12 protein-coding genes and 4 pseudogenes are annotated in these 14,136 nt (G+C 63.8%); 11 read left to right on the top strand and 5 right to left on the bottom strand.

Features of this window, described 5'->3' with window-relative positions; genetic code table 11:
• Window positions 1-215 precede the first annotated feature (215 nt).
• Window positions 216-1,420: pseudogene (locus tag RZR99_RS29710) on the bottom strand (IS91 family transposase).
• Window positions 1,421-1,526: 106 nt separating this feature from the next.
• Window positions 1,527-2,111 (bottom strand): tyrosine-type recombinase/integrase, encoded by a 585-nt coding sequence (locus tag RZR99_RS29705; RefSeq protein WP_323123341.1) that lies wholly within the window; start codon window positions 2,109-2,111, stop codon window positions 1,527-1,529.
• A gap of 330 nt (window positions 2,112-2,441) precedes the next feature.
• On the opposite strand from RZR99_RS29705, the gene RZR99_RS29700 reads away from it, so the two are divergent.
• The 7 genes from RZR99_RS29700 (at window position 2,442) to RZR99_RS29670 (ending at window position 6,859) form a co-directional block, all read left to right on the top strand.
• The gene (locus RZR99_RS29700) at window positions 2,442-2,696 is read left to right on the top strand and encodes a type II toxin-antitoxin system prevent-host-death family antitoxin (protein WP_323123340.1); all 255 of its coding nucleotides are present in this window, start codon (window positions 2,442-2,444) and stop codon (window positions 2,694-2,696) included.
• On the top strand, window positions 2,693-3,121 hold the full coding sequence (locus RZR99_RS29695; RefSeq protein ID WP_323123339.1) for a type II toxin-antitoxin system VapC family toxin: 429 nt from the start codon (window positions 2,693-2,695) through the stop codon (window positions 3,119-3,121). The genes RZR99_RS29700 and RZR99_RS29695 overlap by 4 nt, the downstream gene beginning before the upstream one ends.
• 554 nt (window positions 3,122-3,675) lie before the next feature.
• Window positions 3,676-3,945 (top strand): type II toxin-antitoxin system TacA family antitoxin, encoded by a 270-nt coding sequence (locus tag RZR99_RS29690; protein WP_323123338.1) that lies wholly within the window; start codon window positions 3,676-3,678, stop codon window positions 3,943-3,945.
• Window positions 3,942-4,430, top strand: a complete 489-nt coding sequence (locus RZR99_RS29685) for a GNAT family N-acetyltransferase (protein WP_323123337.1) — start codon at window positions 3,942-3,944, stop codon at window positions 4,428-4,430. The genes RZR99_RS29690 and RZR99_RS29685 overlap by 4 nt, the downstream gene beginning before the upstream one ends.
• A gap of 565 nt (window positions 4,431-4,995) precedes the next feature.
• Window positions 4,996-5,460 carry a hypothetical protein gene (locus RZR99_RS29680; RefSeq protein WP_323123336.1) on the top strand — a complete coding sequence of 155 codons (465 nt, stop codon included), beginning with the start codon at window positions 4,996-4,998 and terminating at the stop codon, window positions 5,458-5,460.
• Window positions 5,343-6,272, top strand: coding sequence for a phage integrase family protein (locus tag RZR99_RS29675; RefSeq protein ID WP_323123335.1), 930 nt, complete (start codon window positions 5,343-5,345; stop codon window positions 6,270-6,272). Before RZR99_RS29680 ends, RZR99_RS29675 begins: the two co-directional genes overlap by 118 nt.
• Window positions 6,221-6,859, top strand: coding sequence for a tyrosine-type recombinase/integrase (locus RZR99_RS29670; protein ID WP_323123334.1), 639 nt, complete (start codon window positions 6,221-6,223; stop codon window positions 6,857-6,859). The genes RZR99_RS29675 and RZR99_RS29670 overlap by 52 nt, the downstream gene beginning before the upstream one ends.
• 139 nt (window positions 6,860-6,998) lie before the next feature.
• Here the strand turns inward: RZR99_RS29670 and RZR99_RS29665 are convergent, their stop codons facing one another.
• Window positions 6,999-7,640: a biotin/lipoyl-binding protein gene (locus RZR99_RS29665; protein ID WP_323123333.1), complete on the bottom strand. Its 642-nt coding sequence runs from the start codon at window positions 7,638-7,640 to the stop codon at window positions 6,999-7,001.
• A gap of 30 nt (window positions 7,641-7,670) precedes the next feature.
• Window positions 7,671-9,443, bottom strand: a pseudogene (locus RZR99_RS29660) (type I secretion system permease/ATPase); the annotation flags it as partial.
• A 50-nt stretch (window positions 9,444-9,493) separates the two neighbouring features.
• Here RZR99_RS29660 and RZR99_RS29655 point away from each other — a divergent pair.
• From RZR99_RS29655 to RZR99_RS29640, 4 genes and pseudogenes are all read left to right on the top strand, one after another.
• Window positions 9,494-9,718, top strand: a pseudogene (locus RZR99_RS29655) (ATP-binding protein); the annotation flags it as partial.
• On the top strand, window positions 9,715-10,710 hold the full coding sequence (locus RZR99_RS29650; RefSeq protein WP_323123332.1) for an HlyD family type I secretion periplasmic adaptor subunit: 996 nt from the start codon (window positions 9,715-9,717) through the stop codon (window positions 10,708-10,710). The pseudogene RZR99_RS29655 and the gene RZR99_RS29650, both read left to right, overlap by 4 nt.
• 109 nt (window positions 10,711-10,819) lie before the next feature.
• Entirely contained in the window at window positions 10,820-12,184 is a 1,365-nt protein-coding gene (locus RZR99_RS29645; RefSeq protein WP_323123331.1) for a TolC family protein, read from the top strand.
• Between the two features lie 361 nt (window positions 12,185-12,545).
• Complete coding sequence (locus RZR99_RS29640) at window positions 12,546-13,610, top strand: ParB/Srx family N-terminal domain-containing protein (RefSeq protein WP_323123356.1); 1,065 nt, start codon at window positions 12,546-12,548, stop codon at window positions 13,608-13,610.
• Between the two features lie 89 nt (window positions 13,611-13,699).
• Here the strand turns inward: RZR99_RS29640 and RZR99_RS29635 are convergent.
• Window positions 13,700-14,136 (bottom strand): annotated as a pseudogene (locus tag RZR99_RS29635) (DDE-type integrase/transposase/recombinase); the annotation flags it as partial.

Genomic DNA, 14,136 nt, shown 5'->3' with positions numbered 1-14,136 from the left:
CAGGGTGATGGCTGTGGTGTTGCTGAGGCCGGGATCGTCGGCGTGCTGAGCAACGCCCGTACTCGCGCGTGAGATGAGCGGCCGGTTGACGTAGATGTGACAGGCAACGTTACGCAGGCGCGGGGCAGCAATGAACCAGGCGCAGCCACAACTGTGCCCGAGCCGTGCCGGTAATTGACCGTCCGGTGTCACTGGGCATGCATGAGCAGGCGTTATCACGCCGCGCCCCCTGGTGGCGCCCGTTGCCGGGCATGAGGTGGAATTAGTTCAATGCATACCATGTGCCCGCGGGCGCAGGCCGGACAGTCACGTAGGGACTGGCCCGTGAGGCTGGCATAGTGGTCTCGGTAATCTCTTGCACATTCGGCGGGGGCCTCCGATTGCGCGGAAGCACCGAGCAGTCGCCGGCACTCCGCGAGCCGTGTCACGCGCCAGCGATTTCCCAGCAGGCCATAGTGCCGGATGCGCTGCAGCCCGCGCGGTAGCACGTGAAGCAGGAAGCGGCGGATGAACTCGTGCGCATCAAGCTGCATCACGCGCTGGGCAGCCTCACGGCGGTAGTCTTTCCAGCGAAACGTGACGTGACCGTCCGTCATGCTGAGCAGGCGGTTGTTTGAGATCGCAACGCGATGCGTGTAGCGGCCGAGATATTCGAACACCTGTTGCGGGCCGCCGAACGGTTCCTTCGCATACACCACCCACTCTGCGTGTCGCGGGGCGTGCAGATACCGGGCGAACGCACTGGGGTCAACCAGCGGTGCCAGGCTCGTGAAGAACTGCAGGCGGCCAAGGTCAAACGCCCGCTGCAACCGGTCGAGGAACAGACGCCGGAACAGCCGCGAAAGTACGCGCACCGGCAGGAAGAAACCCGGACGGCAGGCGACCCAGCGCGGGAATGATCCGGCGCAAGGCCGCCGCCGGGGACGACACAATGCACGTGAGGATGGTGCATCAGATTCTGGCCCCAGGTATGCAGGATCGCAATGAAGCCGATGTCAGCGCCGAGGTGTTTCGGATCGGCGGCAATAGTCTGCAGCGTGTCTGCGGTGGCGTAGAACAAAATGTCGTAGACGACGGCCTTGTTCTGGTACGCGATTGCCGCAATCTCTTCAGGAACAGTAAACACCACGTGGAAATACGGTACGGGCAGCAGATCGGCCCGACGGTCATCGAGCCATTCTGCTCGCGCGAGCGACTGGCACTTCGGACAGTGCCGGTTTCGGCACGAGTTGTAGGCGATGCGTTGATGCCCGCAGGTATCGCACTGCTCGAGGTGGCCACCAAGCACCTGGGTGCGACATTGCTCGATCGCGCTCATCACCCAACGCTGGGCACGGTTGAGCGAGCCGGCGTGTGCCTGCCGGTATGCCTGACCATAGCAGCGAAAGATGTCCGCCACTTCTAGCTGTGTACGCCTCACCGGTTTGCTCAGCGGTCGACCGGTCCCTGGTCCGGCGATGCTGGCGCGGCCACGTGCAACAGGTCGAAGGGGCTGATGGTCGCACAGACCGTGCTGGTGGCGACCTTCAGATAGCGCGAGGGACGGGCCTGTCGGCACACCAGCCGTGTCGTAGCAGGGTCGATGGGCTGGTCGGGAAACCGTCCCGGGAAAAGCCAGTACTGCGGTCGGCCTGCCCCTTTCCCTGCTCGACACGAAGCACCATCCGCTGGCTGTCGATGTCGCTGAGCTTCAGGCGTGTGACTTCAGAAATACGCAGGCCTCCCGCATACGCTGTCATCAGAATTGCACGATGTTTGAGGCTCCTGATCGACTCGAGGAAAGCGGTGACCTCCTCGCGGCTCAGGATGACGGGCAATGTGCGCGCACCCTTCGATATGACGATGTCGTCGACGGTGATATCGCGCTTGAGCGTGACCGTATAAAGAAAGCGTAGCGCCGCGGTCGTGGTGACCAGGCTGCTGCGCGAGAGCTTCCGCTCTTCGATGAGATACAACTGCCACGCCCGAATCTCCTCGGGTCCCAGCATCTCAGGGGAACGGCCGAAGTGCTTCGCGAAAGCGCTGATCTGTTGCAGGTAAGCGCGCTGGGTGTTGGCCGCGAGATTCCGAATACGCATATCCTCGACCATCCGCTGACGTAGGGGTGTCATGGTGGAACTCCTTTCGGGACAACCCGGTGCGTTGAATTGCACGGTTATCGTCGCACCAGGAAGGAATACCGGTGGTGCCGGCCATGACGGGGACGTCGACCTGCCACCCATACCGCGGCAGCGGTTTAGTTCAACTCTGCTTATCAGGAGTGAAGATCGCCGTGTGGATGAGGCCGAGAAGGTCAGGGGACGGGGAGCGCCACCTAGCGTCCGGGGCATGGCACGACAGGGAGATCACCGCGATGAACGCATCCATCTGCGGACAAGTCGATTGGGGGATAGTTGAAATTGTAGTAACATACCTACTTCGATCAATTGAAGGAGTGCATCGTGACGATCACCACACTCTCCAGTCGCGAACTCAACCAGGACGTGACCAAGGCGAAGAAGGCAGCCCAGGACGGCCCCGTGTTCATCACGTACCGCGGCCGGACCGCCCACGTGCTGTTGAGTTTCGACGACTACCAGCGGCTCACGCAGCAACGACGCAACATTGCCGATGCCTTGGCCATGCCCGGTGTCGAGGACATCGAATTCGAGCCCCCGCGCGCCCACGTGACGATCAAACCAGCTGATTTCTCATGATGTTCGTTCTCGATACTAACGTCGTGTCGGAGCTACGCAAGGTGCGGGCGGGCAGGGCGGACAGGAATGTGGCTGCGTGGAGTAAGACCATCGACGCGCCGGCGCAATTTGTATCGGCCATCACGATCATGGAGCTGGAGACTGGGGTCTTGCAGATCGAACGCCGCGATCCGGCCCAAGGCGCGCTGCTCAGAGCGTGGCTCGACGGCCACGTCCTGCCCGAATTCGCGCGCCGCGTGTTGCCGGTCGATGCCGCCGTTGCCCAACGGTGCGCACGGCTCCATGTGCCCGATCGACGGTCCGAACGAGATGCCCTTATCGCCGCGACAGCGCTGGTGCACGGCATGACCGTGGTGACGCGGAATGTGGTCGATTTTGTCGAAACAGGGGTTCCCATTGTGAATCCTTGGGAGACGTTGACGTGATTCATCGCAGCGGCGGGCGGCAGTCGCGCGAGATCAGAGGATCGGACGGCCTCCGTCGCCAATTGGGATTCCGGGAAATCAATGGAACAGCCAACCGACCTCAGGGTCGTGCAACGTGCAGAGGCGACCAAACACCCGGTGCCGGGCAGAGAAGCGGGCACCCCATTCGCCCCGATTGGACGGGACTGGGCGACCTGCGTGAATTGACAGCTTGATGCAAGGCAGAGCGGTCGATAGAGTTAGGCTGCGTCCTGACCATCCCCCCGGCATGGACGTAAACGGAAAATTCTTGAACGCGGCTGCCGATCACGCAGCCGTTTTTTTAGCGCACCTTCAATGCCGATAAGTCCTCTTATCGGCGTGCCAAGGCAGTCTGCGCAGTCGCGATCACGCACCCCCAACCCGGCGCCGGCCGGTTTTTTTATGGTCGCGCCCGCGGCTGCTTCGTGCGTGGGCGCCCGCTGAGCGAGCATGTTGAACGCGTCCGGCAATTTTCCGTACATCTTGACGTGCCCGGCAATTTTCCGTACAGTGGGGTAAGGAGGTAACAACCTATGGCCACTACCCGCTTTGAAGCGCGCGTCGAGACCGACGTGCTATCCGTGATCCGTCGGGCCGCCGAGATCCAGGGGCGCACGATGTCGGACTTCGTTGTCTCCGCCGCGCGCGAAGCCGCGCAACGTGCCATTTCCGACGCGGAAGTGATTCGCCTGTCGGTGGCGGATTCGGAGCGCTTTGCCGCAGCGATTCTGTCGCCCGCCCAGCCTACGGACGCTTTGCAGCGTGCCCTCGATCGTCACGACCAACTGCTGCGTAACGAATGACCGGTCCGCAACTGACGGTGGCCGCGCTAGGCGCGGCCCATGATCGAACCGGTTTTGAATGTGGCACGCCGGCGCTGGACCGCTACTTGCGTGAAACGGCGATGCAAGACGTTCGGCGCCGAGTGGCCGCGTGCTTTGTGATGCTCGATGGCGACATCGTCGTCGGCTACTACACGCTGTCGGCCGCTAGTATCGCGCTGGCCGATTTGCCCCGCGAGGTGGCGCGCAAACTGCCGCGCTATCCCGCGATCCCAGCGGTTCGCATGGGGCGGCTGGCTGTCGACCGTCGGTATCGGGGGAAGGGCCTGGGTGCCACATTGCTGGTCAATGCCCTTCGACGGGCCGCCAGCTCAGAGATTCCGGCCGTTGCTTTGACCGTTGACGCCAAGGACGAGAGCGCTGCGGCGTTCTATGGACACTTCGGCTTCCAGTCCCTCACGCACGACCCGTTGGCGTTGTTTTTGCCGTTGGCGACGGTGAAGTAGGCGCGTCCGCCACATCATGCGTCGATGGCAACCCGGCCGAGGCCGGGTTGCCTTTTGGGCGGTGGCCAGAGCGAACGAGCCCGCCAGATTTTGCACCAAAACGACGAAGATCCCTGGGCGCACCTGCGGCCGCGTGAGCGGCAGGTGGCCACGGCCGCCCGACCGGCACGCGGTCGCGATAACGGGAAGTGTCATCAAATGAAGGGGTGGATTGGTTTCATAATCCACCCCTTCACTTTTTTGACCCAACCGGGTATATTTTTCAAGCTCGGTCCGGAACCCCTTGCCAGGCACGGCACAGCGGCCGGTCCGGCGCGAACGGCCCTGATTCGCCGGCCGCGCGCCCACCGTGTCGCCCATGACGCTTTCCGTATCGCTCACCATTTGCTCATGACGCTGCCCGCCGACATCGAAGACATCGAAGACGTGCCGTTCCGCGAGGGGCCGGCCGTCGGCGCAGCGCCGCCCGCCCCGGGGACGTCCGGCCGGTCGAGCCGCCGCAGCGCGGCGCATCGGCCTGCAGCACCTCGCGTTCTTCCGCGGCTACCTGGAAGGCCTCGACCTGGTGGACCTGGCCGACCAGTACCTCGAATTCGGCCGCCGGGCAGACAAGGCCGCCGCCACGCGCGACTGGCTCGTGATGGCCTTCGTCGGCGCGGCGCGCAAGCGCCACGACTTCGCCACCGCGCGGCTGCTGGCGCTGCGCCCGGGCGTGCTGGCCAGTGCCGCGCCGGCGGCGGCCGACCCGCCGGGCGACGCGCCGCGCGCGCCCGCACTGTCGCTCGACGAGTTCGCAGCCGCCCACGATCCTGACGGCTTCTATACCGAAAAGGAACTGCTCGAGCTGTTCGCCGCCCACCAGGCGGCGGCCGCCGCGCTGCGCCGCCAGCGGCGCGCCTGCGCGCGAAGCAAATGGCCGCGCTCGATGCGCTCGCGCGCCTACTGGTCGAGGATCCCCGCCCCGAACACGCGGTGCTGGGCTGGTTCGACACGACGATCGCGCTGCGCTTGGCCGACGTTGGCCTGGTGACGATCGGGCAGCTGGTGACCGCGATCAACGCCGCCGGCTACCGCTGGTATCGCGCCGTGCCGCGCCTCGGCGAAGTCGGCGCGCGGCGCATCGTCGCCTGGCTGGCGCACTACGAGAGCGTCGCGGACCTGCGCCTGACGCCGGCGGCACACACGCATCCGCGCGACCAGCAGCTGCCGGCGCCGCGCGTGCGGCGCGCGCCGGCCACCACGATCGCGCCGCGCGGCTTCTTCGTTGCCCCGCCCGAGCTGGACGGCGCGCACCGCAACCTGATCAAGAACCACAGCGGCGCGCGCAACGACGAGGAGGCGATCGCGTTTTGGCTGGGCGACTTCGAGGGGGAACGGCTGCGCGAGCAGTACCGCAGCGAAGCCGAACGATTGCGCTTATGGGCGATCTTCGAGCGCAAGAAAGCGCTGTCGAGCCTGACGATCGACGATGCGCGCGACTACCTCAACGGCTTCCTGCCGGATCCGCCGGCCGCGTGGATCATGACGCGCGCGGTGCCGCGCGACGCGCCCGATTGGCGGCCGTTTCGCGGGCCGCTGCACGGCGAGCCGGCAGGTCGCGCTGGCGCGCCTGAAAAGCCTGTTCCGCACGTTGCTCGAGGCGCAGTACCTCGATCACAACCCGTTCGCGAAAGTGAAGGTGTTTCTCCGCGCGCGATGCCGCCGGCGTCGAGCGGCCGGTCGCGGCCGCCCAGCGCTTGCAAGTCGAACGCAATCTGTCTACCGAGGCTTGGGCGTTCGCGATGGGGGTGTTGGCCGAGCAGGCCGACACGCAGGCCGCCGCGCGCCAGCGCTTCGTCCTGAGCTTTGCCTACGGAACGGGCCTGCGGCGCGCCGAGCTGTGCAACGTGCGCACCAGCGACCTCAGCCAGCGCCACGCCGGCGCGGAGCTGGGCGTGATCACGGTGTTGCGCGTCGTCGGCAAGGGCGCGAAAGAGCGCTTCGTGCCGCTGGTGCCCGCCGTGCTCGACGCCCTGGGCGACTACCTCGCCGCGCGCGGCCTGCCGCGTGACCCGGTCGACTGCCCGCCCGGCACGCCGCTGATCCCCGCGCTGCTCGACAAACAGATCATCCAGCGCGTGCGTGCCGAGGCGCAGGCCACCGCCGGCGAGGTCGACATCGACGCGCAGCTGGCCGCGCGCGCACGCGACGCCGGCCCGGTGCATCCGGAACGACTGTACCGCGCCGTAAAACGGCTCTTCGCGACCGCGGCCGACGCCGCCCAGCGCGCCGGCACGCCGCACGCGCGCTTTCCTCGCGGCCAGCCCGCACTGGCTGCGCCACACCTTCGCATCGCACGCGCTCGCCAACGGAGTCAGTCTCGAGAGCGTGCGGATCTTCCTGGGGTTCTACGCCGGAACCGCCGAAAATTCCGTCGTTCCACATTGTGAGCATCAATCGGTTTGTTGCTGATGCGGCGGTGTTGATGGCGGTCCAGAACCGCGCTTAAGCGGCGGCACAATGTCGAGTATTTTGCTCAAGTACGAAGGGGCCGCAAGGGCCCCTTTGATGTGATGCGCTCGATGTGGCTTAGAACGGCGGATCGTGTTTTCTGGTGCGGACGTCTCGTGACGCGTGCAGTTCGCGCAGTTGTTCGTGAAGCTGAGCGCCGTAGAAGTCGGTGATCGTGGCCAGCAGGTCATCGAGCAGTTCGAACACGGCCAGCGCCTGCTCGGGTGTCCAGTCGTCGGGCACGACGAACGGCAGCGCGCGCGACCGTTCCGCCGTCAGCGCGGCATCGATTCGGCTCAACCGCGCCTTGTCGGAATCCGCTGCCGCTTGGGTAGTATCGAGCTCCATCAGCAGTTGACCGGCCTCCACCCGTTGGCCGTCGCGGACCAGGATGCGGCGGACGACACCCGTCAGCGCAGGCTGAATGGTCTTGACCTCCTCGCGGGGAATCAGCTTGCCCGGCGCAGTGGCGACAATATCGAGCTTCCCGAAAAGCGCGATCAATACGACCAGCGCGCTGAGCGCCACGAAGACGCGCATCGTCCAGAGCGGCAGCGGGTGGGCCGGCGTTTCGACCAGCTCGAGACTGGCGGGTAGGAAAGCGCGCTCGTGCTCGAGGCGCGGCTGGATGTCGAGCTCGTGGCGAATCCGCCACGATTCACGGAACACCGCGGCGTAGCGGCCCAGCAGCGCGCCGACTCCCTGGAGGATCGATTTCATGGGCAGCAACCGGAAGAAAAAGAGGAGGAATCAGGCGTTCTGGAGTGACACCAGATGCGCGTAGTAGCCCTGTTGTGCCAACAGACTGTCGTGCGTGCCGCGCTCCACGATGCGGCCCTTGTCCATCGCGATGATGTGATTGGCGTGCCGCACGGAACTGAGGCGGTGGGCGATGATGATGACCGTCCGGTCGTGACACATCGCTCGCATATTCCGCTGGATGATGTGTTCGGTTTCGAAGTCCAGCGCGCTGGTGGCCTCGTCGAAAATCAGGATGCGCGGATTGGTGACGAGCGCGCGGGCAATCGCGAGTCGTTGGCGCTGGCCGCCGGACAGGTTCGAGCCTTGCTCGCCGACGATCGTGTCATAGCCTTCCGGCATCTCGGAAATGAAGTCGTGCGCGCCGGCGAGCTGCGCGGCGTTCATCACGACATCGAGCGAGATGCCCGGATCCGTGACGGCGATGTTTTCGCGAATCGACCGATTGAATAGCAGATTCTCCTGGAGCACCACGCCGATCTGCCTGCGCAGCCAGGCGGGGTCCGCGAGCGCGAGGTCGATGCCGTCGATTCGCACGCGTCCGTGTTCGGGCAAATAAAGGCGCTGCACCAGCTTGGTCAGGGTACTCTTGCCGGAGCCTGATCGTCCGACAATGCCGACGATTTCGCCGGCGGAGATGTCGAGCGAAATGTTGTCGAGGATCGTCGGACCGTCGGGACGATAGCGAAACCGGATGTTCTGGAAACTGATGTCGCCGCGCACCGCGGGCAGGGCCTGGCGGCTTTGAGGCAGTTCGGTGCGCGTGTTGAGAATATCCCCCAGCCGCCCCATCGAAATACCGACCTGCTGGAAATCTTGCCAGAGCTGAGCGAGTCGCAGCACCGGCGCCGCAACGTGTTGCGACATCATGTTGAAGGCAATAAGCTGGCCGACCGACAATTTGCCTTCGATCACGAAACGCGCGCCGAGGTAGAGCGTCACCAGCGTCACGAGCTTGCCGACGAGCTGAATCAACTGCTGGCCGATGTTACCGAGCGCGCTGACGCGAAACCCCGCCGACACATAGCCGGCCAGCTGATTGTCCCAGCGCCGCGTGAACTGCGGCTCGACGGCCATCGATTTCACGGTTTCGACACCCGACACGGTTTCCACCAGAAAGGACTGGTTGTCGGCGGTCCGGGCGAATTTCTCGTTCAATCGGGTACGCAAAATCGGCGTGATCGTCATGGAAATCGCAGCGTACACCGGCAATGAAATCACCACGACCAGCGTCAGCCACACGCTGTACAGGCACATGACGGCGAGGAAGATGATCGAGAAGAACAGATCGATCACGGCCGTGACGGCCTGCCCCGTCAGGAAGCTGCGGATGTTTTCCAGTTCCCTGACTCGTGCGACCGTGTCTCCGACACGGCGCACGCCAAAGTAGGCAAGCGGCAGCGTCAGCAGATGCCTGAACAGCTTCGCGCCCAGCTCGACATCGATACGGCTCGCGGTATGTGCGAACACATAGTTGCGCACGCCCGACAACACCACCTCGAAAATCGCGCTTGCCAGCAAGGCGATGCAGACGACATTGAGCGTGTTGAATGCGCGGTTGACCAATACCTTATCCATCACAACCTGGAACATCAGCGGCGAGACCAGGCCGAACAACTGCAACACGGCCGAGACCAGCAGGACTTCCAGCAGGAGCTTCCTGTACTTGACAACGGCCGGGACGAACCACGAGAAATCGAAGTGCGCCAGCGCGCCTGCAAGCGATGCCCGCGACGCGAACAGCAGCATCTGGCCGCTGGATCGCGAGATGACCGAGGCAGGCTCGCAAATCGATGGTCCGGGCGCACCGGCATCGAGGATCAATCGTGACGACCAACAAGCCGTTCAAGGAGTGGTCGGACGTGTTCCCGAACGCGGCCTGCGTGGTGTCGCTGGTCGACCGTCTGGTGCATCGCGCCGAGGTGGTCTCGATCGAGGGCGAGTCGTACCGGCTCAAGGAAGCGCGCGAGCGCAACGAGGCCCGGGCCCGGCAGCGCAAAACCGGCCGGCCCGCGGCGAAGAAGGTGGCAACATCATGAGCCGCACTCCGCTGTTGCCTTCGGGACGCCGGCGCGGTCTGCTGTCGGCGCAAAGTCACGTCCAGGCGCCAGCGCTTGGTGCGGTGGCGGGCGCCAGCGCGCAGCAGCAACTGGAAGCCCAGCATTTCGCGGAGGGTTTCTATAACGAATACCGCGACAAGCTAAGCAGCGCCCAGGCGGAACTGATGAAACGCGAGGCCGAGTTCGGCACGACACAGCAGCAGATTGCCAAACTGGTCGCGACCGCGCCGCTGGCCCGTCAGCAAGCGGATGACTATCGTGCGCTGGCGTCGGACAAATATGTCGCGCGGACGGAGTATCTCGACAAGGAACAAACCGCATTGAGCCAGGAGCACGAACTGGCCGCCCAGCGCAGCCATGCGCGGGAGCTGACCGCAGGCATTGCGCAGCAGCGCGCCGAAGTCGCCTCGGTCACGTCGGATTTCCGGCGCCAGCAGCTCGACCTGCTCGACAAGGCTACGCAGCAGCTGGCGCAAAGCCGCAACGACGAAACCAAGGCCGACACGCGGCAAAAACTGCTCAGCCTGACCGCGCCGGTGGCGGGGACCGTTCAGCAGCTACGGGTTCATACCCTCGGCGGAGTCGCGACGGCGGCCAATCCGGTCATGGAGATCGTGCCGGATGACGTGCTCGAGGTCGCGGCCAATATCGAGAACAAGGATATCGGCTTCGTGAAGGTCGGACAGCCGGCGATCGTCAAGATCGAGGCGTTTCCGTACACGCGTTATGGCTATCTGAAGGGCACGGTCGAGACCGTGTCGAACGATGCCGTGCAGGACAACAAGCGTGGCCTGACCTTCGTTGCGCGGATCCGGCTGTCGACCAACCGGATCCGCGCAAACGATACCTGGATCAATCTCACGCCGGGGATGGCGGTCACCGCCGAAATCAAGACTGGCAAACGTAGCGTCGCGCACTACTTCCTGGATCCCGTCATCCAGACCGGGCAGGAGAGCTTGCGTGAGCGTTAAGCCAATGTGTGAATGGAACGGCGGCACGAGGTGGAAAGGACGCCTGTTGGCGCTTGCCTGTCTGGTGTCCACGCATGCGTGGGCGCTGGATCCGCTGCGGACGAACAACGTGGTGCCGGCGACCGCCGCGGTCGACATGCTGGCGGCTTCCGCGAAACTCTGCAGGTTCGATGACCTGCCGACGCCGCTGCGTTTGCAGGATGCCGTCGAGCGCGCGCTTTGCAATCATCCGAAAACACGGCAAGCGTGGGCGAACGTGAAAATCCAGGCGGCGGCGGTCGGCGTGGGGCGGGCGGCGTATCTGCCCACTTTGAACGGCGACTGGCAAGGCACGCGCGATAACGCGACGAATCACGTCACGGGCTATCCGCAATACGATTCGAACTATCAGACCCACCTGCAGAACGCCAGCGTCTCGCTCAGCTGGGTACTCTACGATTTCGGCGGGCGCTCGGCAGCGTTGCGCAACGCGACCGAATTGCTGGCAGCCGCGCAGGCGAACCAGCAGGCCGTGCTCCAGACGATCTTCGCGTCGGTCGCGAAGGATTTCTATTCGGCACAGGCAGCGCAGGGAGCACTGGCAGCGGCGCGCGAGATCGAGCGGACCGCGCAGATGAGCGCTGACGCGGCGACCCGGCGGGTCGACAAGGGTGTGGCGGCGATCAGCGACCAGCTTCAGGCGCAGACTTCCTATGCCGAGGCGACTGTGAACCGCACCAAGGCGGAGGGAGAATGGCAGGCTGCGCTGGGTACGCTGGCATCGGACATGAACCTGACGCCGACGACCGCAATGGTGCTGCCGGATGTCGGGGATGGCGTCACGTCGACGCCGGAGTTCGGCGAGTCGGTGGCGGCCTTGATCGACGAGGCACAGCGTACCTATCCGGGCGTCGTGGCCGCCCAGGCGCAGGTTGCCGCCGCGCGGGCCAAAGCGGCTCAGACCCGAGCCGAAGGCCTGCCGCGTTTCAACCTCGTCGCCCAATACAACTACAACAATCAACCCACCAGCCTGCAACTAGGTTACCCCGTATTTCCCGCGACGCATCGTGAGTGGTATCTCGGTTTCCAGGTGACGATTCCGATCTTCGAGGGGTTTGCAAGGACCTATCAGGTCCGGCAGGCCGACGCGCAGACGGAACTGCAGCAGGATGTATTGGATGAGGCCCGGCAACAGGTGGGACTCGATGTCTGGACCAGCTATCAGACGTTGCAAAGCGCCACGAAGAATCTCGACAACAGCGCAACGCTGCTGTCGCTCGCGCAGCGCTCGTACGACGCGGCGGAGCATCGTTACCTGACCGGCGTCGGGCAGATTCTGGAGTTGCTCAACGCGCAGTCGTCGCTGGCCAATGCGAAGCGGCAGCGGATCCAGGCGCTGACCGATTGGCGCTCGGCTCGATTGCAGTTGGCGGCGAAGCTGGGGAGGCTAGGGATGTGGCGGCTCTCCCGGGATGAGGGAAATAATCTCAATTGAACCTGAAGAACGTAGAACTGGGTTAGACGTGATAAAAAAGGGGCACTGTCACGTTGGCGAATCGCCATGAGGCTGGGGCTGGCCGCCCCGATGTCCTCGTTGGGCGAAGGGCCCTGTCTGAGTTGACAGCTTGATGGGAGGCGGAGCGGGTCGATAGACTCGAAGCGCATCTCGACCTCCCAGAGAGGGATGCAAGTGGAAAATGAGATTGAACACGGCTGCCCAGGCGGCCGTCTTTTTTAGCGGACCTTCCACGCCGCTAACGTCGCTTAGCACTGCTATCGCAACGCGTATTGTGGCGAGCGCCTTGGGCTTTTGCTGTGCTTGCCCGTCGACAAATCCAACCTGCATGTACTCAATGGTGTTCACGATGCTCCGTCTACCGACCCGATTGATGCTCATCGCCAGCTTGTCAGCGGTATTCGCGCTCACTGCCTGTGGTGGCGACGACATCGATTCTGTCGTACCACAACCGGGCAAGTGGCAGGCCGCGCACGTCGGCGATCTGCTTGACGTGACGCTTGGCGATCTTCATCCGACCCAGGGCGCGATCGGGTACGATCAGATTTATTACAAACTCGGTCGTTACGAGGCGCAACCCGACAAAAAATTCGATGATTTCTGCGCAGACGAAGGGCTGGGTGGCCTCGCCTCGAATGGCTATACCGCGCAATCCGTGTTGCGTGTGAGCGCAAGCTACACCTGCGCGACGACCGATGTGACCGCGCGCGACCGCTCGGCGCTGAATCCCGTCGTGATCGGCCCGAACGGTAATACACTATACGTGACCGACGGCCATCACGGGCTGTCGACATACTATGAGACCCTCGACGGCGGTCCGACGCTGCACCTCCATGTCGTCGTCAAGGACAATTTGAGCGCTTATTCGGGCGACGCGTTCTGGCAGCAGATGCAAAGCCGTGGCTACACGCGGCTCAAGGACGGCAACGGCCAGCCGATCAGCGCCGCGCAACTGCCGACGCAACTCGGACTGAAGGGCGGCTTACAAAACGATCCGTACCGGGCGCTGATCTTTTTTACGCGTGACATCGGCTACACCAAGCCCGCCCAGGCAATCGACTATCTCGAGTTCTACTGGGCCGACTGGCTGCGCGCGCAGCCGGGTGCGTTTTCGCTGGGAAACTATGACCGGACGCGCCTCGGCACAACCGATCCTGATCCGGCTACGGCCGACACCGGCTATCTGAACGCAGTGTGGAATGCGTCAGTGCGAATGGTCGCGGCAATGGACCCGATCATCGACGGCAAGACGGGTGCTGATCTCGGGCGCCCCGGTGCGATCAACGGCGAGAAAAAGTACAGCAAAGGGGAGTTCAACAAGTTGAGCCAGCCGATGACGGCCGACAAGCCGGGCAAACTCGCATACGCGCTCGACTACAAAGCGCGTCACAGGTTGTCACCGTAAGCGATACACATTCCGTCGCGCGCCGGTTCATCTCGGGGGCGTTGTCACGTTAACGCTGTCGCCCCAATTGCGGCCAGATGAGGTGATGTTCAGAAAGCGCCGAGCGGGTTTTGGGCGAGGCCGGTAAAAAGACGCCACGATTCGAACCGGGTCGCGAGCTGTTTTCGGTAAAGCGAGGCGCGCAGCAAATGGCGCTTGAGGGCAAAATGTTGCCGGATCGGACCGGGGCTCGACAGGAAGGTTTGCGTCCGGTCGTGCAGTCGGAAACCGCGCATCCGACGTTCGCGTTCGCGCGTGGGCTGATGGCTGTTCTCGGCACGATTGTTCACGCGCGCCGCAGCCTTGACGAAGACATGCTTGACGTTCGCGAGCGCTGGTATTTCTGCTTTTGCCGCAGGATAGCTGCGCAGTTGATCGGTGACGATTTTCTTCGGCACCTCGGCACTGGCGACAGTATCCGTTTGAAGAAGCGCTTCGCTGCAGTCTTATCGCGTCGCTTTTGCAACAGGATGTCGAGTTCAATGCC

It is taken from the genome of Burkholderia alba (assembly GCF_034721475.1).
In the GTDB taxonomy this organism is placed as follows: Bacteria; Pseudomonadota; Gammaproteobacteria; order Burkholderiales; family Burkholderiaceae; genus Burkholderia; species Burkholderia alba.
This window is presented reverse-complemented; position numbering and strand designations above follow the sequence as displayed.

What these genes read in the sequence shown, in the direction of transcription:
- RZR99_RS29705 (WP_323123341.1), bottom strand. Translation starts at nt 2,111, where the DNA reads ATGACACCCCTACGTCAGCGGATGGTCGAGGATATGCGTATTCGGAAT.
- RZR99_RS29695 (WP_323123339.1), top strand. Translation starts at nt 2,693, where the DNA reads ATGATGTTCGTTCTCGATACTAACGTCGTGTCGGAGCTACGCAAGGTG.
- RZR99_RS29690 (WP_323123338.1), top strand. Translation starts at nt 3,676, where the DNA reads ATGGCCACTACCCGCTTTGAAGCGCGCGTCGAGACCGACGTGCTATCC.
- RZR99_RS29685 (WP_323123337.1), top strand. Translation starts at nt 3,942, where the DNA reads ATGACCGGTCCGCAACTGACGGTGGCCGCGCTAGGCGCGGCCCATGAT.
- RZR99_RS29675 (WP_323123335.1), top strand. Translation starts at nt 5,343, where the DNA reads ATGGCCGCGCTCGATGCGCTCGCGCGCCTACTGGTCGAGGATCCCCGC.
- RZR99_RS29665 (WP_323123333.1), bottom strand. Translation starts at nt 7,640, where the DNA reads ATGAAATCGATCCTCCAGGGAGTCGGCGCGCTGCTGGGCCGCTACGCC.
- RZR99_RS29650 (WP_323123332.1), top strand. Translation starts at nt 9,715, where the DNA reads ATGAGCCGCACTCCGCTGTTGCCTTCGGGACGCCGGCGCGGTCTGCTG.